The following is a 25,764-nucleotide window of genomic DNA, read 5'->3' on the forward strand; positions in this document are numbered from 1 at the left end:
CAATAAAAATTCGATACAATGATTTTTTTAAACATTAATAAATTAAGTATAAAAAGGGCGTAACGTATCATGTATGGTTCAACTTTAAAGCTTGCACAAGAATTAATTAATATTCCATCGGTTAGTCCAGATGATTTAGGTTGTCAGGATATTTTAATTCATAGGTTTCAGCGCTGCGGTTTTACGGTCGAACAAATCAACTTTAAAAATACTAGAAATCTTTGGGCTTGGAAAGGTACCGGAGGAAAAACATTATGTTTCGCTGGACATACTGATGTAGTTCCGACTGGTTTGAAAGATCAGTGGTTTTTTCCGCCATTTTGTGCAACTATAAAAAATGGTTTTTTATTTGGTCGAGGGTCTGCGGATATGAAAGGTGCATTGGCGGCTATGGTGGTCGCCGTAGAAAATTTTTTAATGAAAAAAAAAAAATATTTCGGACGCATATCTTTTTTAATAACCTCGGATGAAGAATCATCCGGTAAATATGGAACTAAAAAAGTAGTTTCAATTTTAAAAAATCGAAATGAATTAATAGATTATTGTATAATTGGAGAACCTACTAGTGAAAATATTGTAGGTGATTGCATTAAAAATGGTCGGCGCGGTTCTATGAGCGCTAAATTAATTATTTATGGTATACAAGGTCATATTGCATATCCTCATTTAGCTGTGAATCCTATTCATAAATCTCTTCCTTTTTTATCTGAATTATCGACTTTATTATTAGACGAAGGAGATATTTTTTTTTTACCTTCGCAAATACAAATTTCTAAGATACAAATATGCCGTCAATATTCTAGTAATATGATACCAGGTTTTATAAAAATAGCATTTAATATTCGTTTTAATAATATTTTGACAGATCAAAATATTCAAAATATCATTATAAATTTATTAAAAAAACATTTATTACATTATTCCATACAATGGACTATACATGCTCAACCGTATTTTTCCAAGATAAATTTTTTAAGTAAAATTATTTCGGAAAGTATATTTTTTTATAATAAAATTACACCAAAAATTAGTACATCTGGTGGTACCTCTGATGGTCGTTTTATACATAATATAGCAAAAGAAATTATAGAATTTGGATTGGAAAATCTTACTATTCATAAAATAAATGAATGTATTAATATAAAACATTTATATTTATTACAAAAAATATATGAACGTATTCTCTGTAAAATATTTTCAAATTAAATATTTTTTTATTTAAATTTTTTTTACAATAATGATTGTTTTATAGTAAAAATTACTATCTATCATCTTTATGCAATGATAAAAGATCATTTTCATCATTGCATAAGCGGGATTTGTTTTAAAAATTATTTTTTAATTTCTTTCTTAATCCTATTTTATCAATTTCTTTTTGAAGAATATTTTTGTTTGCATGTAATAATGGTGTTAATGGTAATCTAACTGTGTCTGTGGTTATTAACCCAAGATACTTAGCAGCCCATTTTATTGGAATCGGATTAGGTTCTCGAAAAAGAAGATTATTGAGAAGAAAAATTTTTTTTTCTTCTAAATATGCATTGAAAAAATCTCCTTGTAGAGCAAAATTAAATATTTTAGTCATTTGTTTTGCTGCAATATTAGCGGTAACAGAAATAATACCATCACCACCTAATTTCATAAAATCTAGGGCTGTTTTATCATCCCCACTAATTAAAAGAAAATCTTTTTTTATTAATTTTTTTAATTGACTGATTCTTGATAAATCTCCTGTTGCATCTTTTATTCCAATTATATTTTTTAGTTTTGATAATCGCGCAGTAGTTTTAGGTAATAAATCGCATCCTGTTCGATTTGGTACATTATATAATATTTGTGGTAATTCGGTAGATTCTGAAATAGCTTGAAAATGGAGATATAGTCCTTCTTGTGTAGGACGATTATAATACGGAGTAACATTTAAACATCCAGAAATTCCGGATTTTTCAAATTTTTTATTTAGTAATATACTTTCTGCGGTAGAATTAGAACCTGTTCCGGCAATGATTGGAATTTTTCCATCTGCTAGTTCTAAAGTTGTCATAATTACATCTATATGTTCTTCTTTATTTAAAGTTGCTGATTCTCCTGTTGTTCCTACTGCAATAATGGCGGAAGTATTATTTTTGATATGATAATCAATTAAATTTTTTAGGCTTTTTTTGCAAATTTTTCCTTTTTTATCCATAGGAGTAATTAATGCTACCATACTTCCTTTAAACATTTTTTTATTCCTTATCTACTTAATATTTTTATAAATTACAGTTTTTTTTTATTTATATAAGATGTATATAAGATATATAAATAATATATTTTACAAAAAATATACTGATTTAATACATTGTTCTATATTATAGAAAATATAAATTTTTTTTTTAATATTTTTTTTATTATATAGTTTGTAACTATATAATAATGTTTTTTTTAGTGAGAATTAATATTTTTAGGTAGGTAGATTATTAATTTTTGAAATTTATTTAAATTAATAATAATATTAGAAATATTTTTTTTATGATGCATGTTAAGAATATATCAGTCGTTTCAGAATTATTTTTTTTTATTCATTATTTTAGTTTGTTTAGTTATTAAAAAATATTTGAATATTTATTTAATTATTTTGTTAAAATAAGAATTTTTATTATAAAAAAATAAATTTTTAAGAGAAATAATTTTTATTAATAAATTTTTATCTTTGAATATGTATTAATTGACTGCATTGAGCACGATTTCTTAATGTGTGATCCATTAAAACAATAGCTAACATTGCTTCAGCAATTGGTATAGCTCTAATCCCGACGCAAGGATCATGTCTTCCTGTAGTGACTATTGTTGTCTCTTTACCTTGTTTTGTGATAGTTTTTCCGGGAATTTTTATACTAGAAGTAGGTTTAAAGGCTGCTGTTACGATTATTTCATTTCCGTTGCTAATACCTCCTAGAATTCCCCCTGAATGATTACTAGAAAAACCTTTTTGAGATATTTCGTCTCTATGAACACTTCCAGATTGTTGCGTAACATTGATTCCGTCTCCAATTTCTACTGATTTAGAGGCATTAATACTCATGATTGCATGGGCGATATCTGCATCTAATCGATCAAATACTGGTTCTCCTAGTCCAAGAGGTATATTTTGTGCTATTACAACAATTTTTGCGCCTATGGAATTTCCTTGTTTTTTGAGTTTTATTATTTTGTTTTTTAATTGAGCAATTTTTTCTGGATTACTACAAAAGAAAGGATTTTTTTCAACTTCTTCCCAAGAATGAAAAGGGCAATAAATATCACCTAATTGTAGTAGATATCCTCTGATTTTAATTCCGTACATATAATTTAAATATTTTTTTGCAATAGCTCCGGCCGCTACTCTGATAGCTGTTTCTCGTGCAGAAGCCCGACCTCCTCCGCGATAATCTCTAATGTGATATTTTTTTTCATATGTATAATCAGCATGATTTGGTCGATATATATTTTGAATATTTGAATAATCTTGTGAGCGTATATCAGTATTGAGAATAGTAATACCTATACTAGTACCTGTAGTATATCCATTAAAAACACCTGAAAAAATATTAACTTTATCATTTTCACGTCTTTTCGTTGTGTATTTTGAAAAACCAGGTTTTCTTCGATTTAAATCATATTGTAAATCAGTTTCAGATAATGGAAATTTTGGTGGCATACCGTCAATGATTCCTGCTAACATTGATCCATGTGATTCACCACATGTTGTTACGCGAAATATTTTTCCAATGGTATTTCCTGCCATATTCACCTCTTTATAGTACAATCGATTTTTTTATTCTTTTATTTTTCTGCTGATATACTTATTATAATGTTTTCGCGCATGAAAATAAATTAATAATTCTATATTTTTTTAAAAAAAATATTTATTTTTTTATTTTAGTTTTTTTTAGTATAGATTTTTATTAATAAAAATTTTTTTAGAAATTATTTTTTTATTTTTTGATATAAATTTTAAACTGAAATAAATATATAATTTATTTTTTTAAAAATATATATTTATTATTTTTTATTAATAATTATTATGGTAGATTTATTTATGAAAAAAAAAAATAAAATTTCTGATCAAGAAAAAGATTTTTTTCTTTATCAAATGCAAGGCGTTAAAAAAATTAAACAAGATAGAGTTTATCATAGACCAATTTATAATAGAAAAAAATTACGGTGGTATACAAGAAATGTTATAGAACAGAATGCTCATTGTTTTTATTTTAAAAATTTTTCTTTTGATAAGCCTTTTTTTATTTGTGAAGACCCTGTTTTTTTTATACGTACATTAAATTGTAATATTGATATTAAGAAATTAAAAAAAGGTGAATATATACCAGAAATTATTTTAGATTTACATGGTGTGAATTTATACCAAGCAGAAAAAGAATTAGGAAAACTTATAACAATATGTTTTCAAGAAAATATTATTTGCGCGAGCATCATTCATGGATATGGAAAAAAAATATTAAAAAATCAAATTCCTTTTTGGTTAATAAGACATCCTGATGTAATAGCATTTCATCAAGCTCCGAAAACATTTGGGTCTGATGCTGCTATTTTTATTTTTTTAAAAAAGAAAATATAATAAATTATCCGATGTTTAGATAATTTATAGAGTATATTATAATATTAATAATTTTTTTAAATATAATATTTTTATAAAAATTATTGTTGATGTAAATAATAGAATTTATGATTTTTTTTCACTTAGATTAGGTAAATATTTTATTTAATTAAAAAATTATAATTAAAAATAAAAAATTTTTTTGTTTTATAAAAAAATAATATAATATCTTTACCTCTATTAAGGATTTTATTCATGTTAAATAAAAATCGTTTACGTTTAGCAATACAAAAGTCAGGTCGCTTAAGTTTGGATTCGAAAAATTTATTGAAACAATGTGGTATAAAAATTAATTTACAAAAGTCTAGTTTAATAGCTTTCGCTGAAAATATGCCAATTGATATTATGTTAGTAAGAGATGATGATATACCTGGATTAATTATGGATGGAGTAGTAGAATTAGGAATTGTAGGTGCTAATGTTTTAGAAGAAGAAAAATTATCAAGAAAATTTTTAGGTACGGTTTCAAAATCATATAAAATTTTACAGCGTTTAGATTTTGGTTTTTGCAGATTATCTTTAGCTGTACCTATGGAAATGAAATACTTAGATATTTTTTGTTTAAAAAATGCACAAATTGCTACATCATATCCTTATTTATTAAAAAAATATTTTGATAAAAAAAATATTGTTTTTAAACCTTTTGTATTAAATGGTTCAGTAGAAGTAGCGTCCAATGCTGGATTAGCAAATGCTATTTGTGATTTAGTTTCTACAGGAGCAACTTTAGAAGCTAATGGATTAAAAGAAGTTGAAGTAATTTATCAATCTAGCGCTTGTTTAGTATCTCAAAAAATGAATGATATTTCTTCATTTAAATATCAATTAATTGATCAGTTATTAACACGTATCCAAGGAGTAATTAAAGCTCGGGAATCTAAATATATTATGTTGCATGCTCCTCGAGAAAAATTAGTGCAAGTAATGGGTTTATTAAAAGGTATAGAGCGACCGACAGTATTAGAATTAGTAGGAGATAAAAGTAAAGTCGTATTACATATGGTAAGTAGTGAAACTGTTTTTTGGGAAACCATGGAAGGATTAAAAAAATTAGGAGCTAGTTCTATATTAGTTTTGCCAATTGAAAAAATGATGGAATAAAAATAATTATGTGTAAGTTAAGTAAAAATATTTTTGACTGGAATAATATGAATTCCGAACAACGGAATAAAATATTGTTACGGCCGTTATTAAATAAAAAAAATGATATTAAAAAAAAAGTTTTGAAGATTATTAACAATGTTAAAAAGAATGGAGATGCTGCATTAAAAAAATATACTTTAGAATTTGATAAAATAAAACTAAATGATTTTTTTATTTCTGAAAAAAAATTACAGCAAGCGTCTTTTTTAGTTAAAGATAATTTTAAAGAAGCTATATTAACTTCCTTTAATAATATTACAAAATTTCATAGTTTTCAAAAATTTAAAAATATAGATGTCAACATATCTTTAGGAATTCGATGTCAACGTATTGTAACTCCGATTCAGTCAGTAGGGTTATATGTTCCTGGAGGCATTACACCTCTGATATCGACCGCCTTAATGTTATCTATTCCCGCTAATTTAGCAGGGTGTCCTAATATTACTTTATGTTCGCCGCCACCAATTACTAATGAGATGTTATATGCAGCTAAAATATGTAATATTAAAAGAATTTTACAGTTAGGCGGGGCGCAAGCAATTGCAGCTTTAGCTTTTGGAACTAAAACTATTTCAAAAGTAGATAAAATTTTTGGTCCTGGTAATGCTTTTGTTACTGCAGCTAAAATTAAATTATGTGATATGGTCTCTGGTTTATCTATTGATATGCCTGCTGGACCTTCTGAAGTTTTAATTATCGCTGATACATTTTCAAATCCTGAATTTATTGCGGCTGATTTATTAGCTCAAGCCGAGCATGATTATAATGCTCAAGTAATTTTGTTAACGCCTTGTTTAAACATAGCTTATCACGTATATTTTTATTTAAAAAAACATATAAAACATTTATCTAGATTAGAATACATCTTACATGCTTGGAAAAATAGTAAAATTATTATTACTCCTTCTCTAAAAACATCTTTTGACATTTCGAATCAATATGCTCCAGAACATTTGATACTACATATTCAAGATGCAAGAAAATATTTAGCTTGGATAAAAAATGCTGGATCTGTTTTTATTGGGTCATGGACACCAGAATCGGTAGGCGATTATATTACAGGTACAAATCATGTATTACCAACATATGGATATGCTAAAACGTATTCAGGATTAAGTGTTTTAGATTTTCAAAAATTTATTACGATACAAGAAGTTTCTAAAAATGCTTTAAAAAATTTAGCTAATAGTATTGCGGTTTTATCAAAAATAGAAGGTTTAGATGCACATAATCATTCTATTTTAGTTAGAACTAAATTATTGAAAACTACTTAATAAAAAATATAAAAGGATGATATGAAAAAATTAGCACCTGATCATATACGTAATTTAATACCATATCAATCCGCTAGATGTATTAAGTCGCATGGTCATATATGGTTGAACGCTAATGAATCACCATTTTTTAATAATATTGTTGGTAGATTGGAGAAAAATTTAAATCGATATCCTGAGCCTCAACCAAAAATATTATTAAAAAAATATTCAGAATATGTTGAGATTAATAAGAAAAATATTTTAGTTACAAGAGGTTCAGATGAAGGTATTGAATTACTTATTCGAACTTTTTGTATTCCGAAAACTGATAAAATAATGATTTTTCCTCCGACGTATGATATGTATGAAGTAAGTGCAAAGATTTTAGGAGTAGATATTGTAAAAATTAATAGTTGCGCTAATTTTCAATTAAATCTTTTGGAACTTCAACGGAATTTATCTAATATAAAAATAATTTATTTATGTAATCCTAATAATCCGACAGGTAATTTAATTAATCAAGATGATATCTATACTATACTAGATATATTGAATAAAAATGTTCTTTTTGTAATTGATGAAGCATATATTGAATTTTCTATAACAGCAAGTATGGTAAAAAAAATTTATAAATTTCCTAATCTTATTATTTTACGAACATTATCAAAATCTTTTGGATTAGCAGGATTAAGATGTGGTTTTTTATTATCTAATGTCAAAATAATCAATTATCTAAAAAAAGTTATTGCTCCATATCCTATTCCGCTTCCAGTTTCTGAGATAGCCAGTGAAGCATTAAGTATACGTAATATTAATTTAATGAAAAAAAATGTTTTCATGATTTTAAAGTATAAGTTATGGTGTTTTAAAAAGCTGCTTAATTTTTCATTTGTAAAAAAAATATTTTTGAGTGATGCTAATTTTTTACTAATTAAATTTTTTTCAGCTAATAAGATATTTAAATATTTAGAAGAAAATAGTGTTATTGTGAGAAGTCAATCACATAAATTAAATTTAAAGAATTGTTTAAGAGTATCAATAGGCACAGAAGGTGAATGTCATCAATTTATTGATTTGTTATCTGTGTTTGAGGAAAAAAATAATTAGCATGATAAAAAAATTTATTTTTATTGATCGCGATGGAACTTTAATAAGAGAACCTAAAGATTATCAGATTGATAGTTTAAATAAGTTATTTTTTGAACCTTATGTAATAGTTTCTTTATTAAAATTAATTCGTTTTGGTTATCATTTAATATTAATTACTAATCAAGATGGTTTAGGAAGTCCTAATTTTTTAATAAAAAATTTTAGTGTAGTACAGAATTTTATGTTACAAGTATTTGCGTCACAAGGTATTTTTTTTGAAAGTATTTTAATTTGTCCACATTATATACATGATAATTGTAATTGTCGAAAGCCAAAGGTAGAACTAGTTAAACATTGGTTATATAATAATATAATGGATAAAAAATATAGTTGTGTTATAGGAGATAGAAAAACTGATCTACAGTTAGCAAAAAATATGGGGATTCGTGGTTTTTTGTATCATTCTAAAGAATTATCTTGGAAAAAGATTACAGATATATTAACTAAAGTATATCGTTCTGCAGTTTTTTCAAGAACTACAAATGAAACAAAAGTTTTTATTAAAATTAATTTAGATCAATCAATAAAAAATTATATCAATACTGGTATAGATTTTTTAAATCATATGTTGGATCAAGTAAGGGTACATAGCGGTATATCTTTATATATTCATGCGCAAGGTGATTTAAAAATTGATGATCATCACACGATTGAAGATATTGGAATTGCATTAGGTTTAGCTTTAAAAAAGGCATTAGGTAATAAATTTGGAATAGCACGGTATGGTTTTACATTGCCTATGGATGAAAGTTTATCTTCTTGTTTTTTAGATTTTTCAGGGCGTTCTTGTTTTATTTTTAAAGTAAAGTTTAAAAACAAATTTATAGGAGACTTAAGTTCTTGTATGATTAAACATTTTTTTGATTCTTTATCACAATCAATGCAAGCATCGTTACATATTTATGCTACAGGAGAAAATGATCATCATTGTGCCGAAGGTATATTTAAATCTTTTGGTCGTGCTTTAAGGCAAGCTATACATATTCAAGATAAAATATTACCGACATCAAAAGGTTTATTATAATGTCAATTGTTATTATAAATACAGGTTGCGCAAATTTATTTTCTGTAAAAATAGCGATTCAACGGTTAGGTTATCAAGTTTTAATTAGTGATAATCGCAAGGATATTTTAACTGCTAAAAAAATATTTTTACCTGGAGTAGGATCTTCAACATCAGTTATGATGATGTTACGTAAAAAAAATTTAATAGAGACGATTTGTCAATTAAAGCAACCTGTTTTAGGAATTTGCTTAGGAATGCAACTTTTTTCGAATATAAGTTTAGAAAATAATAGATGTAAAATGTTAAATATTATACCGGATTTAACGGTAAGATTACATAGTCAGAAGTATTCATTACCACATATTGGTTGGAATAATGTTTATTTTCATAAATATAATATTTTATTTGATGGTATTGATTCTGGTACAAGATTTTATTTTTTACATAGTTATTGTATCTATCCTACTAAATATACAATCGCACTAACAAAACATGGATCATTTTTTAGCGCTGCCATAAAAAAAAATAACTTTTTTGGAGTTCAATTTCATCCAGAAAAATCAGGGATTAATGGTTTACAATTATTAAAAAATTTTTTAGAGATTTAAAAATATGATTATTCCGTCATTAGATTATATAAAAAATACTGTGGTAAGGTTATATCAGGGCAATTATCATTTACAAACGTTATATAAAGATCGGATTGTTGATAAAATAAAACAATATGTTGATGAAGGAGCAGAACAAATTCATTTAGTAGATTTAGGTGGTTGTAAAGATCCCTTAAATAGAAAAAAAGATATTAAAGATATTTTTCCGGAAAATTGTAAAACAATTTTTCAAGTCGGAGGAGGAATACGATCAAAAAAAGATATACAATATTTATTGTCGAATGGAGTTTCTAAAGTTGTATTGGGGACGATAGCGGTTACAGAAGCAGAGAAATTAAAAAAATGGTTAAAATATTTTGATTGTGAGCAAATCATATTGGCTATTGATATCAAAATCAATAAAAATAATCAAAATCAAGTAGCTATTAATGGTTGGAAAAATATTACAAATATTACTTTAGAAGAATTAATTAATTTTTTTTTACCATATGGCTTAAAACATGTTTTATGTACTGATATTTCACGAGACGGCACTTTTTTTGGTCCAAATTTTAAATTATATCGGAATTTAGCACGTATTTTTCCCAAAATATCTTTTCAAGCTTCAGGTGGAATCAGCCATATTAATGATATTAAAAAATTAAAAAAAACAGGAATAAAAAATATTATTATTGGTAAAGCTTTTTTAGAAAAGAGATTCACTTTGCCGGAGGCAATAAAATGTTGGCGAAGCGTATAATAGCTTGTTTAGATATTAAAGATGGTTATGTGGTTAAAGGAATTCAATTTAAAAAACACATAATTATTGGAGATATTGTTCAATTAGCAAAATTTTACTCGAATGAAGGTATTGATGAGTTAGTATTATATGATATTACCGCTTCTTCTCAAAATCGTATTGTAAATAAAGATTGGATTTCACGTATAGCTGAAGTGATTAATATACCTTTCTCTGTAGCTGGTGGTATAAATACAATAGAAGAAGCAGCAAAAATTTTGAGATTAGGTGCTGATAAAATTTCTATAAACTCTCCCGCTCTTTTAGATCCTTTTTTAATTAGTCGTTTAGCTGATCGTTTTGGTTCACAATGTGTTGTTGTAGGTGTAGATTCTTGGTTTAATAAAAGAAAAAAAAAATATGAGGTTTTTCAGTATACTGGAGATTCAAAAAAAATTTTTCAAACATGTTGGGATACTTTTGATTGGATTAAAAAAATTCAGTTATTAGGGGCTGGAGAAATAGTTTTAAATACAATGAATACTGATGGAATGCAAAAAGGTTATGATATTTCTCAATTATCAAAAGTAAGAAAAATATGTAAGGTTCCATTGATTGCATCTGGTGGAGCTGGAGATGTACGGGACTTTTTATTTGTTTTTCAAAAAGCGAATGTAGATGGAGCTTTGGCTGCTTCAGTTTTTCATAATAAAATTATATCTATTAATATTTTAAAAGACTTTTTAATGCATCATGGAGTGGAAATTCGGAAATGTTTGTTGACAAAAATATAGACAAATTGAATTGGAAGAAAATTAATAATATGGTTCCTGTTATAGTGCAACATTATTTGTCTGGTGAAATACTTATGCATGGATATATGAATCAAATAGCATTATCAAATACTATTGAGAAGAAATTATTAACTTTTTTTTCTAGAACTAAAAAAAGACTTTGGACTAAAGGCGAACTATCTAAAAATTTTTTACACGTAATATCTATAATTTTGGATTGTGACGAAGATGCACTTTTAGTGCAAGTTAAACCTGTTGGAAATACTTGTCATTTAGATCGCGGGAGTTGTTTTAAGAATCATTCATTTAGTTATTTATTTTTATATCAATTAGATAATCTTATTGAAAGTAGAAAAAATGATAGTTTAGGTTTTTCTTATACAAAGAAATTATATTCTTCTGGAATAGCTAGAATAGCGCAGAAAGTTGGAGAAGAAGCTATTGAAACTGTTATAGCTGCATTAGAAAATAATTCAATTAATTTGATTAATGAAATTTCTGATTTAATTTTTCATATTTTAGTGCTTTTACGTGAGCGAAATTTATCTTTTAATAATATTATTAAAAATTTAAAAAATCGCATGAAACATTGATTTTCTTTTATTTTTTTTATTTTTTGATATAAAAAATTATTTTAATATAAAATATACTTTTAATCAATATATTTTTATAAATTGATGGTGATGTTGGATTTTAGTTTTATTTAGTTGGTAAATTATATATTATATTCAATAAATAAGGATTTTTTATGTTAAAAAATGATCTGGGTGTTATTGGTATGGGTGTAATGGGAAAAAATTTAGCTCATAATATCGCTAATCATGGATATAAGGTTTCGGTTTTTAATCGATCTATTAGTTCTACAACTAAAATTTTAGTTCAAAATCCTATTTCAGGAATTTTTCCTATTTTTTCATTAAAGGAATTTATTTGCTCATTAAAAAAACCTCGGTGCGTTATATTAATGATTAAAGCTGGAGCGCCTGTTGATGACTTGATTTCCTTGTTATTACCTTATTTAGAAGATGATGATTTAATCATTGATGGCGGAAATTCTTTTTTTAAAGATACTATTTCACGTTGTAATTTATTAAAAGAAAAAAAGATTCTTTTTCTAGGCACGGGGATTTCAGGTGGAGAAGAAGGTGCTTTAAATGGTCCGGCTATTATGCCAGGAGGAACTAAAAAAGCATATAAAAGGATTTCAGATGTCTTTAAAAATATTTCTGCAAAATATAATAATGAAGCTTGCGTGCAATATATTGGGCCTAATGGAGCCGGTCATTATGTAAAAATGGTACATAATGGTATTGAATATAGTGACATGGAATTAATCGCTGAATCTTATTTTTTATTAAAAATATTATTAGGTATGAATAATAAAGAAATGTCTGATACTTTTTGTATATGGAATACGGGTGAGTTATCTAGTTATTTAATTGAAATTACGAGTCAAATTTTAAGAAAAAAAAATTCTCAAGGAAAATATGAATTAGATTTCATTTTAGATGAAGCGTCACATAAAGGAACGGGCATGTGGACAGCTCAAAGCGCATTAGAATTACATATTCCACTTTCTGTCATTACAGAGTCTGTTTTTGTAAGATATTTATCTTCTTTACGTTCACAACGTTTTATTGCGGCAACTATTTTAAAAGGACCTAAGTGTAAAATCATTGATTCTAAAAACAGAAAAGATTTTATCGAGGATATAAGAAAGGCATTATTTTTAGGAAAGATTATTTCTTATGCGCAAGGATTTAATCAAATGAAAGAAGCTTCGCAAAAATATTTATGGAATTTAAATTTTTCGAATATTGCAAAAATTTTTCGAGCTGGTTGCATCATTCGTGCTAATTTTTTAAATGATATTATGAGTTCTTTTTCTGAAAATAATGAGTTAATTAATTTATTAATTACACCTCTTTTTCAAGATGTTATTAATGAATATCAAAATTCTTTGCGTCGTATTGTTACAGTTGCCATGAAAAATGGAATTGCGGTTCCAGTTTTTTCTGCAGCTTTATCATATTATGATTCATATCGTGCTATAAATTCTTCAGCTAATTTAATTCAAGCACAAAGAGATTATTTTGGGTCTCATACTTATAAAAGAGTGGATAAAATTGGATCTTTTCATTTAGATTGGGCACACTAATTCTTTTTTTTATATATTTGGGTAGAGATGCGGTTTTGATAGCGTCTCTGCCTTGCATTAATTAAATAATTTTAATACTTTTCTTTTATTATTAGGTTTTTATGAACAATACTATCAAAAATATTTTAGTGACATGTGCATTTCCGTATGCTAATGGAAAATTACATTTAGGGCATATTTTAGAGCAAGTACAAGCAGATATTTGGGTTCGTTATCATCGCTTAAGAAATCGTCAGGTAACATTTATTTGTGCGGATGACGCGCATGGAACAGCAATTTTTTTACATGCCAAAAAGTTAAATATTCATCCTAATGAATTAATTCTTGTAATGAAAAAACAACATCAAAAAGTTTTATCTCAGTTTTCTATTTCACATGATTATTATTCCACTACAGATAGTAAACAAAATAAAAAGCTATGTTGTCATATATATCAAACTTTAAAAGAAAAAAAATTAATTTCTAAAAAAATAATACCTCAATTATATGATACATCTTTACAAATGTTTTTATCAGATCGTTTAGTTAAAGGAGCATGTCCTGTTTGTTTGATTCGTGATCAATTTGGTGATCATTGTGATTCTTGCGGTGCTACATATAATGGTGTGGAATTAATACAACCCCAATCTATATTATCTAATTCCCAGCCAGTTATCAAAAAATCTATGCATTTTTTTTTAGAATTATCAAAATTCTCAAATTTTTTAAAGAATTGGATACATTCTGGTTCTTTACAAGTTCCTGTAGTAAATAAAGTTAAAGAATGGTTAATAACAGGTTTGAAAAATTGGAATATATCACGTGACAAACCGTATTTTGGTTTTAAAATTCCAGGTGTTATAAAAAAATATTTTTATGTTTGGTGGGATGCGCCTATAGGATATATTAGTTGCATTCAAGAATTAAGCTTAATTAGTTCAAATTTTTCTGTAGATAAGTTTTGGAAAAAAGACTCCAATATTTTATTGTATCATTTTATAGGTAAAGATATTATTTATTTTCATAGTTTATTTTGGCCAGCTATTTTAGAAGGTATTGGATATCGTAAACCTACTAAAATATTTGCTCATGGTTATCTAACAATTAATGGAAGTAAATTATCTAAATCTAAAGGCATGATGATTTCGGCTGATCATTGGTTAAAATATTTTGATTCAGATTCTTTACGTTATTATTTTGCTTCAAAGTTATCTGACTCTATAGATGATATTGAAATGAATTTAAATGATTATTTATTTAAAATTAATTCTGATATTGTGAATAATATTGTAAATCTTGCATCTCGGAATGCTAGTTTTTTAAAGAAATATTTTTCTAATAAATTATCTAAAGTGATTGTTGCGCCAAAATTATATCAATTGTATTATGATGCTATAAAGGAAATAGAATATTTTTTTGAAAATAGAAATTTTCAAAAAATTATTAAAAAAATAATATATTTATCTGATATCGCTAACCAATATATTAGTGAAGAAAAACCTTGGTTATTAATTCAAAATTTTCAATCTAGAAATCATGTGCATAATATTTGTTCTATGGGAATTAATTTTTTTAGAATTCTAATGATTGCTTTAAAACCCATTATTCCAAAAATTACGAAGAAAGCTGAAATTTTTTTAAATATTTCTTTATCTTGGGATGATATTCAAAAACCATTATTAAATCATAAAATCAATGATTTTTATAGTTTATATTCAAGAATTCAACCTGAAGAGATTACAAATTTTTTAAAAACTCTTAATTCATGATAGATTAAAGAGGTTCAAACCATAAAATTCTAATGTTTTTTTTTGTTTTTTCTTTTTTTTTAGTAAAGTTGAAAACTCCGAGAGCACATATTAGATGATGATTATAAAAAATTAATGGAATTTTATTTCTATACCAAGGTGGAATTTTATTTTTTTGCCACATGTTTTTTATTTTTTTTTTATTTTTTTTGTTATTGCTTTCAATGTTTTCAGTCACTTGAAATTGAATAGTTACTATTTCTTTATTTTTTGGTTTGGGTATTTTCATGCCAAAATTTTTATCTTTTACTCCTATCAAAAAACCTAAATTATTTGGTAATTTAATGGGAAAAAAAATATTCTTCCAAATAAAAATGTTTTTTTTGATTTTTTTGGAAGATAGAACACAATATAGAGACAAATTATATTCATAGAATTCATATTCATGAAAAATTATTTTTTTTATTTTTTTATTTTTAAATTTTATTAATTCATTATTTATGCGATTTAATAGATTGGCATTAGGAAATATTTTACTTTGATTAAATATCCATAATTTTAATATTAAAAATTTTAGGCTTTTTAACATATTTTTAAAATTTAATAAAGATAATCTACCATCTATAAATATATTTTTAGACAATTTTTTTTTTAGGAAAATATTTAGAACCTCTCGTTCTTCCGAAAGTATATCAATGCTATTAACACAATTTTTTAAAAAATAAGGCCAACGTTTATATATTTTCGGTAATATGAGATGTCTAATAAAATTTCGATCATATTTTATATTTAAATTTGATTTGTCTTCAATCCATTTTAAATTCTTTTTTTTAGCCCAATGAGTAATTTTTTTTTTGTCATAATTTAATAAAGGCCGTATAATATGTATACCATTTATTTTATTTGAATATTTTATTCCAGCAAGACTGGATATACCTCTCTTTCTTTTAAAAGCTAAAAAAATATTTTCGCATTGATCGTTCAGGTGGTGAGCGGTAAGTAAAACTTCATTTTTTAATAAAAATTTTTTAAATATTTGGTATCTTTTATTTCTAGTGTCTTGCTCTATTCCATGGATATATTTTATTTGTTTTGGAATATCTGTTATGATGAGAGGAACTTTATATTTTTTACATATCCAAAAACAATATTCTTGAGCTCTTTCGGAATTTTTATTTAAATGGTGATTAATATGTATTGCACGAACTTTGATTTTTTTATGTTTTTTTTTCCATTTAAGCATTTGAAATAATAAAACTATTGAATCAATTCCTCCGCTTAAAGCTAGTAGAAAAAGATTATTTTTTGGGTATTTTAAAAATAAATTTTTTATCAATTGATATCTCTAATTATTTTATATTTTTAAGATTAATGAATGAGAATTAATACGTTCGAGCGGACTTGAACCGCTAACCTTTATTATGTCATAATAAAGCTCTAACCAATTGAGCTACGAACGTATCTTAAAGATATATTAATTATAAATAGATTTTTTATCAAGGAAAATTTAATTTTTTATTACGAGAAAATTATTTTTTTTTTAGTATTTTAAAATCTATGATCTTTTTTATAAATATTAAATTTAATAATAGACTTAATAAATATGAATAATATTATTCGACATTTGATTTTAACTGAATTTGAAAGAAATTGTTATTATCCTAAAACTGAATTATATTATAGAAATCATTTTGAATTACTTATTGCTGTAATATTATCAGCACAAACTACTGATAGACAAGTTAATTTAGTTACAAAAAAATTATTTCAATTAGCTTCTACTCCGGCTCAGATTTTAATGATAGGATCTCAAAAGTTAAATTACTTTATTAAATCTATTGGTTTTCATAATAAAAAAACATTATTTATTATTGAATTGTCTAAAATATTACAAATAAAATATAAAGGGAATATACCATCTACAAAAAAAAAGTTGTTATGTTTACCGGGAGTAGGTCAAAAAACAGCAAATATTATTTTAAATACTATTTTTGGTAAACGATATATTGCTGTAGATAGACATGTTTTTCGTGTGTGTAATCGAACAGGTTTTGCTATTGGTAAATCTACAAGTATTATTGAAAAAAAATTAATGAGATATGTACCTAAGAAATTTATTTTACGATTTCATAATTGGTTTGTATTACACGGTCGTTATATTTGTAAAGCTAAAAATCCTCAATGTAATATTTGCATTATAAAAATATGGTGTAAATATTTTAAAAAAAGATTTTCTCATGAGAAATAGTTAAATATTTTTTAAGGGAAATTAAAAAAAATATTTTTCTTGATATTTATTTATATTAAATATTTTTTAAAACTAGCAAAAGGTTATCGTTAATGGATGATAAAAATCATATTTTATCTATTTTAAAAAAAAGAAAATTGATTTTTCAAATTTCAGATTATATGAGTTTATATAATTATGTTCTGAATAAAAAAATTTCCTTATATTGTGGTTTTGATCCAACCGCAGATAGCTTACATATCGGTCATTTATTACCGATTATTTGTCTCAAATTTTTTCAAAATCTTGGTTTTTTTCCGTATATTTTAGTAGGTAGAGCTACTAGTATGGTAGGAGACCCTAGTTTTAAGCTATATGAACGTAAACTTTATTCTATTGATTTAATAAGTTACAATCAAAAAAAAATAAAGAAACAACTGTTATATTTGTTTCGGCATAATCATAATGCTAAAAATAGCGTATTGTTTTTTGATAATTATACATGGTTTAAAAATATTTCGATTTTGGATTTTTTAAAAAATGTTGGAAAATATTTTTCAATCAATAACATGATTCATAAAGAATCGGTAAAGAATAGATTGTTAAATGTCAAAAATGGTATTTCATTTACCGAATTTTCGTATAGCTTATTACAGGCTTATGATTTTTACTATTTATTTAAGAAATATGGTGTGAGATTACAAGTGGGTGGGTCAGATCAATGGGGGAATATTACGTCAGGTATACATTTAATAAAAAAATTATTTCATAAACAAGTATATGGTTTAACTGTTCCATTATTTACTAAAACTAATGGAGAAAAATTTGGAAAAACAGAAACTGATACTATTTGGTTAGATCCTAAGAAAACTAGTCCATATAAATTTTATCAATTTTGGATAAATATTCCGGATGATAAAGTATATCATGGATTAAAAATGTTGACTTTTTTAAAAAATGATCAAATTAATACTTTAGATGATAAAAAAAATTTTATAGAAAATATTTTAGATAAAAAATTATTGCTAGCGGATACATTGACTCGTTTTGTTCATGGAAAAAAAAATCTTCTTGCGGTTAAAAGAATTTCTGCATTTTTATTTGGTCAAGAAGAAATAAATAGTTTGCAAGAAGATGATTTTTCTCAATTATTAAAAGATGGAATACCATTTATTATTTGTCAGAGTATCATTAGTTTACCAAATATTTTAGTGCAATCTAAATTATCTTCTTCTTTAAGTCAGGCAAAAAGAATAATTTTTTCTGGTGGTGTATATGTTAATGATATATTAAGGAAAACAAAAGATTATTTATTTCAAAAAAGTGATTATTTATTTGGAAAATATACGTTAATACGTAAAGGAAAAAAGAATTTTGTTTTAATTTATTGGAAATTTTGATTTCTATAAGTTTCAATATTATTTAATATTGAAACTTTCTCCACAACCACAATGATATTTATTTTTTTTATTGTAAAAAGTAAAATGATAATTTAAACCATTTTTTGAAAAATCTATTATTGTTTCTTCTATTATGTTTATTTTTTTCTTAGGAATAAATATTCTGATTTGATTATTATAAAAAATAAAATCTGAATCTTTTTGTATGTACACTAAATTTAAAATATATTTTAGTCCAGCACATCCTGATTTTTTTATGTTTATTTTAATCCCCGTGCACTTTTGATCTTTTTGAACTAATTTTAACATTTGTTTTTCTGCTGCTGTTGTGATTTGTATTCCTTTCCATTTTTTTTTTTCAAGCTTAATTTTATAGTTTTTTTGTGACATAAATATTTCCATATTTTTTATTGAATTTTATAATTCAAGTATTTTTTTTTAAAATTTGATATATATTTTATGCGTTTTTTTAATAAAAGATAAGCAATATATTCTATTATTTGATATTTTTTATTTAATCATTAATATTAAAATTTTTATTTTTTGATAATGAATTAAGAACATTCATTATTTTTTTTTTATTTTATTAATTAAAAATTATTATGTATATTGTCTAAGACAACAATTAATTTATAAATATTACAATTAGTTCGATTTTTTTTTTAAAATTAATGAATTAGATAAGTTACATATTTAATAAATAAAGTAAAAGATTTTTATATGACTAATATTTGAATAATCTTATTTTATTACTTTTTATTTTTTTGATTTTTTTTAATATTTTTTTTTGAAAATTTTTTCTAGATTTTTTAAAGAAATTTTTTATTTTTATTGCCCAATAGATTTATTAAACGGTATGATAGATTGAATAATTTAATTATTTTTTTTAAAATCTTTTGAGATTTATTTTCTAATTATCAATATTTATAATGATGTCCTAATTAGGTGGTTTTTTTTATATTAATATATTTTTCATTATAAGATTTATTAAACTTTTATATAATAGTAGAGTATCTTTTTTTTTATTGTATAATAAAATTATAAAAATTTTAAGTAAAGTAATATATAATATTTTTTAAAATATATTTTTTTTTATTTTTTAATATAGAATATGATTTTTCATCCTACTTAATAATTATAATTGCCTATAAAAAAAATATTTATTTTATTGATTAATTTTTTATAATGGTTTTAAATATTTCTTTTCCATTAATGAAAATAAAAATTAAAATATATATTTTGACATGTATTTATATATATATATTAGTAAGTTATTTTTTTTTGATTATTATAAATTGAGATTCATGTGTTCATAAAAATTTAATTATGTCTAATTATTTTTATGAAAAATTATTTTAGAGAGCGCTATGAAAAAAACTGATGAGTTACGTACTTTTCGTATTGATCCTTTAATAACTTCAGCTGAATTAGCTGTTCGTTATTCAGTTACATCTGCAGTTATGAGTATGATTTTAAAAACTAGAAGTAATATAGCGCAGATTTTAGCCGGTGAAGACAAAAGGCTTTTAGTGGTTATCGGACCTTGTTCTATACATGATCCGGTAGCAGCGTTAGAATATGCTAGAAAACTACAGATTTTACGTAATAAATTTTCTTCACGCTTAGAAATTGTTATGCGTACCTATTTTGAAAAACCAAGAACAGTGATTGGATGGAAAGGATTAATTTCAGATCCTGATTTGGATGAAACTTTTAAAGTTAATAAGGGTTTAGAGATTGCTCGAGATTTATTATTGAAAATTAATATGTTAGGTGTTCCAGCTGCTACTGAATTTCTTGATATGGTAATTGGACAATATATTGCAGACTTAATTAGTTGGGGGGCTATTGGTGCTAGAACAACAGAAAGTCAGATTCATCGTGAAATGGCTTCAGCATTATCTTGTCCGATTGGTTTTAAAAATGGAACAGATGGAAATGTTTCGATAGCAATTGATGCTATTCGTTCAGCACAAGCTCGTCATGTATTTTTAGCGCCTAATAAAGATGGTAAAATAACAATTCATTATACCGCGGGTAATCCATATGGACATATTATTATGAGAGGCGGAAAAACTCCTAATTATCATCATAAGGATATTTTATTAGCTACGCAAAAATTAAAAAAATTTCATTTAAAAGAATTTTTAATGATAGATTTTAGTCATGCTAATTCTTTAAAAAAACATTATCGACAAAATAATGTAGCTGAATCTGTATCGAAACAAATTTATGATGGTTCGCTTTCTATTGTGGGAGTTATGATTGAAAGTTTTTTAGTTGAAGGCTCTCAAAAAGTTAATAAATTAAAAAATTTAGTTTTCGGTCAATCAATTACTGATCCTTGTTTAGGATGGAATGATAGTGTTTTAATTTTAGAACAATTAGCAAAATCAGTTGATCGACGTTTTTAAAAAAAATTATTTTTTTTAAATTCTTACTTTTTTTAAAAAGAATTTTTTATTAGTTTTAATATTATAAAAAATAAAATAAAAATTTTGAATAAAATAAATCATATTTGTTAAAATATCAGTTTTTTTGCATTATTAATGTTTCATTAGTTATATTTATCTAATAAGTAATTAAAATATTATTTTTATATTTTATAAAGTCGTGAAGGACTAAAAATGCCGGTTATTACGTTATGTAATGGAATGAGTAAAACTTATAAACGCGCAGTTTCTTTAAAAAAAATTATTAAAGATTTATGTCCAATTAGTCAGAGTGAACATTTTATAGCTGGCTGTATTGGTAGAAAAATTATAGATTTGAATACCTTAATAATTAATGATTCTATCATTATTTTAATTAATCAAAATGATGAAAAATTTTTATCGATGGTCAGGTATTCTTGTATACAATTATTAAATTATGTTTTAAAACAAATGTGGCCCTCTATAAAACTAGCTGGTGGAAAAATATCAGATTCAGGTTTTTTTTGTGATTTTTATAGCAAAACTTCTTTGAATATGAATGATCTTCAAAATATTTCAAAAAATATGTCAGATAAAATCGCATTAAAATATGATATTGTTAAAAAAAAAGTCAGTAGTAGTTGGTTTTTATCTTTTTTGAAAGAAAATAATGAAAATTATCAAATTGATATTTTAAAAGAACATCTAATATCCTCTAAAAGAATTAATATATATTTTCATGAAAAATACTTTGAAGCTTGCCTGATGCCTTTAGTTCCTAATATCTCTTTTTGTAGTAACTTTATAATTAAAGATATATCCGGTGCTTATTGGAAAAATAATGAAGAAAATCAGATGTTACAACGTATTCATGGTATTGCATGGGCATCAAAGAATCAGTTGTCTTATTATATGACTGCTCTAAAAAAATTGGAAAAACGTGATCATCGTAAAATAGCAAAACGATTAAATTTATATCATATACAAAAAAATTCTCCCGGTATGATTTTTTGGCACCCAAATGGATTTGTTATATTTCAAGAATTAAAAAAATTTATACGACTTAAATTAAAAGAATATTTATATAATGAAGTAAAAAGTCCAATTATTATTGATAAATCTTTATGGGAAAAAAGTGGGCATTGGAAGTTTTATAAAAATTCAATTTTTATTACTAATTCTGAAAATCAAGATTATTGTATTAAACCTATGAATTGCCCGGGTCATGTTCAGATTTTTAAGCAAGGTATAAAATCATATAAAGAATTACCAATACGTATTGCAGAATTTGGAAGTTGCCATCGTAAAGAAGCATCTGGTTCTTTACATGGATTAATGAGAGTTCGAGGGTTTACACAAGATGATGCGCATATATTTTGTACAAATGAACAAGTAAAATTTGAATTAAACTATTGTATTAAAATATTATTTGAATTATATAATACATTTGGTTTTAAAAATATTACCGTAAAATTTTCTACACGACCAATAAAACGTATTGGAAAAGATACACTATGGGATCAAGCGGAAAAAGATTTGGAATCTGTTTTAATAGAAAATAAATTACCTTTTGTATATCAAAAAGGTGAAGGTGCTTTTTATGGGCCTAAAATTGAAATCGTTTTAGAAGATAGTTTAAAAAGATTATGGCAATGTGGTACTATTCAATTAGATTTTTATTTAGCTCGTAAATTAAAAGCATTTTATATCGATCAAAATAATATTCGAAGATCTCCTATAATTATACATCGTGCTTTTTTAGGTTCTATTGAGCGTTTCATTGGAATTTTAATTGAGGAATATAATGGAAAATTACCTGTATGGTTATCTCCGATACATGCAGTAGTAATAAGCGTCTCTAGAAAAAACAATCATTTTGTTAAAAAAGTTTTTAATATTTTAAAAAGCAACAATATTCGTACTATTTATGATACTACTGATTCTAGTATAAATTTTAAAATACGTACATATGTTATAAAATATATACCATATCTATTAATATGTGGCGATTCAGAAGAAAAAAATAATTTTTTAACTATTCGATTGCGTTCAGGACATCAATTTAAAGAGCAAAAAATTGATAGTTTTATCAAGAAAATAAAAAAAATTATTTCTGATCGTAAGTGTTATGATTTTAATAAGGAGGAATAAAGTATTAAATTCGGAAAGAAAAATCAATTAATACATCCCCACCGCATCAATTATGAAATTCGTGCATTAAAAGTTCGACTAACGAATTTTAATGGTGACTCTATGGGTATTATTAATTTAAAAGATGCTTTAGCTAAAGCTTTAGAATTTGGAATGGATTTAGTAGAAATTAGCCCAAATGCTGAACCTCCAGTTTGTAAGATTATGAATTATGGAAAATTTCTTTATGAAAAAAGTAAAACCCTTAAACAACAAAAGAAAAAACAAAAAGTAGTACATATTAAGGAAATTAAATTTAGACCTAGCACTGGAGAAGGGGATTATAAGGTAAAATTACGTAATTTAGTAAGATTTTTAAAAGATGGTGATAAGGTAAAAATTACTTTGAGATTTCGTGGTCGTGAGATGGCGCATCAATATATTGGAAAAAATTTATTATTACGTATTAAACAGGATTTAGATGAAATATCTATTGTAGAATTTTTTCCTACCAGAATTGAATCTCGTCAAATGGTTATGATGTTAGCGCCTAAAAAGGTATAACATCAATATATTTATAGATAAAATTTATTTTTATTTTAAAAAATATTTTATTTTTTTTGGAGTTTTTTATGCTTAAAATGAAAACATTACGTAGCGCTGCAAAACGATTTAAAAAAACCTCTACTGGGAAATTTAAACGTAAAAAAGCAAATTTACGACATATTTTAACAAAAAAAACCACTTCTTTTAAACGTCATCTTCGTTCTAAAATTTTGGTATCGCCTTCTGATCAGAATAAAGTGGTATCTTTTTTTCCATATGGATAAGTAAAAAAAGGATTATTATATTAATATATATATCCTGATAATAAGACTAAGAGGTTATTATTTATGGCACGTATTAAAAGAGGCGTTACAGCTCACGCACGTCATAAAAAAATTTTAAAACAAGCTAAAGGATATTATGGAGCACGTTCTCGTGTTTATCGAGTAGCTTGTCAGGCTGTTATTAAAGCGGGGCAATATGCTTATCGTGATAGACGGCAAAAAAAACGACAGTTTAGAAAATTATGGATTATTAGAATTAATGCCGCAACACAAAATTATAATCTTTCATATAGTAAATTTATATACGGTTTAAAAAAAGCATCAATTTCTATTAATCGCAAAATGTTATCGGACACCGCAGTTTTTGATAAATTTTCTTTTAAGTTATTAGTTGAAAAATCAAAAGAAGCATTATATAGTTCTTAGAAAATAAAGAATATTTTTAAAAAATTATCTATAAGGGAGAAATCAAATCTCCCTTTTTAATAAACTGCTTTTAAAGTCTTATGTATTTAAATACATATTTTTATCAATTTATCATTTTGGTGTAAAATTTGAAATCTGAAATTGAATTAATTAATTATATCGATCAATTATTTGTTTCATTTTTATCTGATTTAAAAAAAACAAAAAATAATCATGAATTAGATCAATGTAAATCTAAATATTTAGGGAAAAATAGTTTTTTATTGTATTATTTAAAAAAGTTATCCTTTTTAAAATTTGATATAAAAATTAAGTATAGCAAAATTTTAAACAATGCAAAAAAAAAATTTCAATTAAACTTTTTATTAAGAAAGAAATATATTCAAGATTATATAATAAAAAAAAATATTAATAAAAAAAAATTTGATGTGACATTAGTAGGTAGAAAAATTGAATATGGTTGTTTACATCCTATTAATTTAGTTATTCAGGAAATTCAAAATTTTTTTTATCATCTTGGTTTTTTAACATATCAAGGACCAGAGATAGAAGATAGCTATCATAATTTTGATGCTTTAAATGTTCCGAAAAATCATCCATCTAGAGGAAAAAGAGATACTTTTTGGTTAGATTCTATACGTTTATTGCGTACACAAACATCTAATATGCAAATTAGAATTTTAGAAAAAAATTCTTGTCCAATGAGATTTATCGTTCCAGGAAAAGTTTATCGTCGAGATTCCGATCAAACACATACTCCGATGTTTCATCAAATTGAAGGTTTAATAATTGATAAATTTATTTCTTTTGCTAATATTAAATGGATATTAAAAAAATTTATATGTCACTTTTTTCAGAAGAAAAATCTTATCTTTCGTTTTAGAAGCTCTTATTTTCCTTTTACTATACCCTCAGCGGAAATGGATATTAAAAATTCTTCAGGAGATTGGTTAGAAATTTTAGGTTTTGGTATGATACACCCTAATGTTTTGAAAAATTTTGATATTAATATTAAAAAATATTCAGCTTGTGCATTTGGTATAGGAGTTGAAAGAATGGCTATGTTAAAGTATTCAATACTTGATATCCGTTCTTTTTTTGAAAATGATATACGTTTTTTAAAACAATTTGTTTAATAG

24 protein-coding genes and 1 tRNA gene are annotated in these 25,764 nt (G+C 24.7%); 20 read left to right on the top strand and 5 right to left on the bottom strand.

All coding sequences use genetic code 11. The annotated features are described in order from the left end of the window. The first annotated feature begins 69 nt into the window (after positions 1 to 69). On the top strand, positions 70 to 1,206 hold the full coding sequence (gene dapE / locus APCICONF2801_RS00310; protein WP_075431700.1) for a succinyl-diaminopimelate desuccinylase: 1,137 nt from the start codon (positions 70 to 72) through the stop codon (positions 1,204 to 1,206). Between the two features lie 118 nt (positions 1,207 to 1,324). Here dapE and dapA read toward each other — a convergent pair whose 3' ends face one another. Continuing rightward, on the bottom strand, positions 1,325 to 2,224 hold the full coding sequence (dapA, locus tag APCICONF2801_RS00315; protein WP_075431702.1) for a 4-hydroxy-tetrahydrodipicolinate synthase: 900 nt from the start codon (positions 2,222 to 2,224) through the stop codon (positions 1,325 to 1,327). Positions 2,225 to 2,686: 462 nt separating this feature from the next. After that, positions 2,687 to 3,766: a chorismate synthase gene (gene aroC, locus APCICONF2801_RS00320; RefSeq protein ID WP_075431704.1), complete on the bottom strand. Its 1,080-nt coding sequence runs from the start codon at positions 3,764 to 3,766 to the stop codon at positions 2,687 to 2,689. A gap of 294 nt (positions 3,767 to 4,060) precedes the next feature. On the opposite strand from aroC, the gene smrB reads away from it, so the two are divergent. From smrB to metG, 11 genes are all read left to right on the top strand, one after another. Beyond that, positions 4,061 to 4,597 (top strand): endonuclease SmrB, encoded by a 537-nt coding sequence (gene smrB, locus APCICONF2801_RS00325; RefSeq protein ID WP_075431705.1) that lies wholly within the window; start codon positions 4,061 to 4,063, stop codon positions 4,595 to 4,597. Between the two features lie 234 nt (positions 4,598 to 4,831). After that, entirely contained in the window at positions 4,832 to 5,737 is a 906-nt protein-coding gene (gene hisG / locus APCICONF2801_RS00330) for an ATP phosphoribosyltransferase (RefSeq protein WP_075431707.1), read from the top strand. Positions 5,738 to 5,745: 8 nt separating this feature from the next. Then, positions 5,746 to 7,053, top strand: coding sequence for a histidinol dehydrogenase (hisD, locus tag APCICONF2801_RS00335; protein ID WP_075431709.1), 1,308 nt, complete (start codon positions 5,746 to 5,748; stop codon positions 7,051 to 7,053). A gap of 21 nt (positions 7,054 to 7,074) precedes the next feature. Beyond that, positions 7,075 to 8,142 carry a histidinol-phosphate transaminase gene (gene hisC / locus APCICONF2801_RS00340; RefSeq protein ID WP_075431711.1) on the top strand — a complete coding sequence of 356 codons (1,068 nt, stop codon included), beginning with the start codon at positions 7,075 to 7,077 and terminating at the stop codon, positions 8,140 to 8,142. Between the two features lies 1 nt (position 8,143). Then, entirely contained in the window at positions 8,144 to 9,208 is a 1,065-nt protein-coding gene (gene hisB / locus APCICONF2801_RS00345; RefSeq protein ID WP_075431713.1) for a bifunctional histidinol-phosphatase/imidazoleglycerol-phosphate dehydratase HisB, read from the top strand. After that, a complete protein-coding gene (hisH, locus tag APCICONF2801_RS00350) occupies positions 9,208 to 9,798 on the top strand; it encodes an imidazole glycerol phosphate synthase subunit HisH (RefSeq protein ID WP_075431714.1) in 591 nt (196 codons plus the stop codon). Before hisB ends, hisH begins: the two co-directional genes overlap by 1 nt. A 4-nt stretch (positions 9,799 to 9,802) precedes the next feature. Beyond that, positions 9,803 to 10,540: a 1-(5-phosphoribosyl)-5-[(5-phosphoribosylamino)methylideneamino] imidazole-4-carboxamide isomerase gene (locus tag APCICONF2801_RS00355; protein WP_075431716.1), complete on the top strand. Its 738-nt coding sequence runs from the start codon at positions 9,803 to 9,805 to the stop codon at positions 10,538 to 10,540. Next, the gene (hisF, locus tag APCICONF2801_RS00360; RefSeq protein WP_075431718.1) at positions 10,522 to 11,313 is read left to right on the top strand and encodes an imidazole glycerol phosphate synthase subunit HisF; all 792 of its coding nucleotides are present in this window, start codon (positions 10,522 to 10,524) and stop codon (positions 11,311 to 11,313) included. Before APCICONF2801_RS00355 ends, hisF begins: the two co-directional genes overlap by 19 nt. Next, a complete protein-coding gene (gene hisIE, locus APCICONF2801_RS00365; protein WP_075431719.1) occupies positions 11,292 to 11,906 on the top strand; it encodes a bifunctional phosphoribosyl-AMP cyclohydrolase/phosphoribosyl-ATP diphosphatase HisIE in 615 nt (204 codons plus the stop codon). Before hisF ends, hisIE begins: the two co-directional genes overlap by 22 nt. Before the next feature lie 155 nt (positions 11,907 to 12,061). Continuing rightward, on the top strand, positions 12,062 to 13,471 hold the full coding sequence (gndA, locus tag APCICONF2801_RS00370) for an NADP-dependent phosphogluconate dehydrogenase (protein ID WP_075431721.1): 1,410 nt from the start codon (positions 12,062 to 12,064) through the stop codon (positions 13,469 to 13,471). A gap of 101 nt (positions 13,472 to 13,572) precedes the next feature. Further along, a complete protein-coding gene (metG, locus tag APCICONF2801_RS00375) occupies positions 13,573 to 15,219 on the top strand; it encodes a methionine--tRNA ligase (RefSeq protein ID WP_075431722.1) in 1,647 nt (548 codons plus the stop codon). Positions 15,220 to 15,223: 4 nt separating this feature from the next. Here the strand turns inward: metG and tilS are convergent, their stop codons facing one another. Then, positions 15,224 to 16,534, bottom strand: a complete 1,311-nt coding sequence (gene tilS, locus APCICONF2801_RS00380; protein WP_075431724.1) for a tRNA lysidine(34) synthetase TilS — start codon at positions 16,532 to 16,534, stop codon at positions 15,224 to 15,226. 50 nt (positions 16,535 to 16,584) lie between these two features. Further along, positions 16,585 to 16,658: transfer RNA gene (locus APCICONF2801_RS00385), tRNA-Ser, on the bottom strand. A 143-nt stretch (positions 16,659 to 16,801) separates the two neighbouring features. On the opposite strand from APCICONF2801_RS00385, the gene nth reads away from it, so the two are divergent. Continuing rightward, positions 16,802 to 17,446 (top strand): endonuclease III, encoded by a 645-nt coding sequence (nth, locus tag APCICONF2801_RS00390; RefSeq protein WP_075431725.1) that lies wholly within the window; start codon positions 16,802 to 16,804, stop codon positions 17,444 to 17,446. A gap of 92 nt (positions 17,447 to 17,538) precedes the next feature. Beyond that, positions 17,539 to 18,825 (top strand): tyrosine--tRNA ligase, encoded by a 1,287-nt coding sequence (gene tyrS / locus APCICONF2801_RS00395; RefSeq protein WP_075431727.1) that lies wholly within the window; start codon positions 17,539 to 17,541, stop codon positions 18,823 to 18,825. Between the two features lie 18 nt (positions 18,826 to 18,843). Here tyrS and APCICONF2801_RS00400 read toward each other — a convergent pair whose 3' ends face one another. Beyond that, positions 18,844 to 19,215 (bottom strand): HesB/IscA family protein, encoded by a 372-nt coding sequence (locus tag APCICONF2801_RS00400; protein WP_172800837.1) that lies wholly within the window; start codon positions 19,213 to 19,215, stop codon positions 18,844 to 18,846. 977 nt (positions 19,216 to 20,192) lie between these two features. On the opposite strand from APCICONF2801_RS00400, the gene APCICONF2801_RS00405 reads away from it, so the two are divergent. The 6 genes from APCICONF2801_RS00405 (at position 20,193) to pheS (ending at position 25,761) form a co-directional block, all read left to right on the top strand. Next, positions 20,193 to 21,239 (top strand): 3-deoxy-7-phosphoheptulonate synthase, encoded by a 1,047-nt coding sequence (locus APCICONF2801_RS00405; protein WP_075431730.1) that lies wholly within the window; start codon positions 20,193 to 20,195, stop codon positions 21,237 to 21,239. Positions 21,240 to 21,452: 213 nt separating this feature from the next. After that, positions 21,453 to 23,390, top strand: coding sequence for a threonine--tRNA ligase (gene thrS, locus APCICONF2801_RS00410; protein ID WP_075431732.1), 1,938 nt, complete (start codon positions 21,453 to 21,455; stop codon positions 23,388 to 23,390). 3 nt (positions 23,391 to 23,393) lie between these two features. Continuing rightward, on the top strand, positions 23,394 to 23,933 hold the full coding sequence (gene infC, locus APCICONF2801_RS00415) for a translation initiation factor IF-3 (protein ID WP_075431734.1): 540 nt from the start codon (positions 23,394 to 23,396) through the stop codon (positions 23,931 to 23,933). A 68-nt stretch (positions 23,934 to 24,001) separates the two neighbouring features. Then, positions 24,002 to 24,199 (top strand): 50S ribosomal protein L35, encoded by a 198-nt coding sequence (gene rpmI, locus APCICONF2801_RS00420; RefSeq protein ID WP_075431736.1) that lies wholly within the window; start codon positions 24,002 to 24,004, stop codon positions 24,197 to 24,199. A 63-nt stretch (positions 24,200 to 24,262) separates the two neighbouring features. After that, positions 24,263 to 24,625, top strand: coding sequence for a 50S ribosomal protein L20 (rplT, locus tag APCICONF2801_RS00425; RefSeq protein ID WP_075431738.1), 363 nt, complete (start codon positions 24,263 to 24,265; stop codon positions 24,623 to 24,625). 128 nt (positions 24,626 to 24,753) lie between these two features. Continuing rightward, complete coding sequence (pheS, locus tag APCICONF2801_RS00430) at positions 24,754 to 25,761, top strand: phenylalanine--tRNA ligase subunit alpha (RefSeq protein WP_082252710.1); 1,008 nt, start codon at positions 24,754 to 24,756, stop codon at positions 25,759 to 25,761. Positions 25,762 to 25,764: the final 3 nt, after the last annotated feature.

The sequence above is a fragment of the Buchnera aphidicola (Cinara confinis) genome, assembly GCF_900128735.1.
In the GTDB taxonomy this organism is placed as follows: domain Bacteria; phylum Pseudomonadota; class Gammaproteobacteria; order Enterobacterales; family Enterobacteriaceae; genus Buchnera_F; species Buchnera_F aphidicola_L.

Excerpts from the sequence above, each read along its gene's own strand:
- hisD (WP_075431709.1), top strand. The coding sequence starts at position 5,746 with ATGTGTAAGTTAAGTAAAAATATTTTTGACTGGAATAATATGAATTCC.
- nth (WP_075431725.1), top strand. The coding sequence starts at position 16,802 with ATGAATAATATTATTCGACATTTGATTTTAACTGAATTTGAAAGAAAT.
- tyrS (WP_075431727.1), top strand. The coding sequence starts at position 17,539 with ATGGATGATAAAAATCATATTTTATCTATTTTAAAAAAAAGAAAATTG.
- APCICONF2801_RS00400 (WP_172800837.1), bottom strand. The coding sequence starts at position 19,215 with ATGTCACAAAAAAACTATAAAATTAAGCTTGAAAAAAAAAAATGGAAA.
- hisG (WP_075431707.1), top strand. The coding sequence starts at position 4,832 with ATGTTAAATAAAAATCGTTTACGTTTAGCAATACAAAAGTCAGGTCGC.
- APCICONF2801_RS00355 (WP_075431716.1), top strand. The coding sequence starts at position 9,803 with ATGATTATTCCGTCATTAGATTATATAAAAAATACTGTGGTAAGGTTA.
- rplT (WP_075431738.1), top strand. The coding sequence starts at position 24,263 with ATGGCACGTATTAAAAGAGGCGTTACAGCTCACGCACGTCATAAAAAA.
- dapE (WP_075431700.1), top strand. The coding sequence starts at position 70 with ATGTATGGTTCAACTTTAAAGCTTGCACAAGAATTAATTAATATTCCA.
- hisH (WP_075431714.1), top strand. The coding sequence starts at position 9,208 with ATGTCAATTGTTATTATAAATACAGGTTGCGCAAATTTATTTTCTGTA.
- hisB (WP_075431713.1), top strand. The coding sequence starts at position 8,144 with ATGATAAAAAAATTTATTTTTATTGATCGCGATGGAACTTTAATAAGA.
- dapA (WP_075431702.1), bottom strand. The coding sequence starts at position 2,224 with ATGTTTAAAGGAAGTATGGTAGCATTAATTACTCCTATGGATAAAAAA.
- aroC (WP_075431704.1), bottom strand. The coding sequence starts at position 3,766 with ATGGCAGGAAATACCATTGGAAAAATATTTCGCGTAACAACATGTGGT.
- thrS (WP_075431732.1), top strand. The coding sequence starts at position 21,453 with ATGCCGGTTATTACGTTATGTAATGGAATGAGTAAAACTTATAAACGC.
- smrB (WP_075431705.1), top strand. The coding sequence starts at position 4,061 with ATGAAAAAAAAAAATAAAATTTCTGATCAAGAAAAAGATTTTTTTCTT.
- metG (WP_075431722.1), top strand. The coding sequence starts at position 13,573 with ATGAACAATACTATCAAAAATATTTTAGTGACATGTGCATTTCCGTAT.
- APCICONF2801_RS00405 (WP_075431730.1), top strand. The coding sequence starts at position 20,193 with ATGAAAAAAACTGATGAGTTACGTACTTTTCGTATTGATCCTTTAATA.
- hisC (WP_075431711.1), top strand. The coding sequence starts at position 7,075 with ATGAAAAAATTAGCACCTGATCATATACGTAATTTAATACCATATCAA.
- gndA (WP_075431721.1), top strand. The coding sequence starts at position 12,062 with ATGTTAAAAAATGATCTGGGTGTTATTGGTATGGGTGTAATGGGAAAA.
- hisIE (WP_075431719.1), top strand. The coding sequence starts at position 11,292 with ATGTTTGTTGACAAAAATATAGACAAATTGAATTGGAAGAAAATTAAT.
- rpmI (WP_075431736.1), top strand. The coding sequence starts at position 24,002 with ATGCTTAAAATGAAAACATTACGTAGCGCTGCAAAACGATTTAAAAAA.
- hisF (WP_075431718.1), top strand. The coding sequence starts at position 10,522 with ATGTTGGCGAAGCGTATAATAGCTTGTTTAGATATTAAAGATGGTTAT.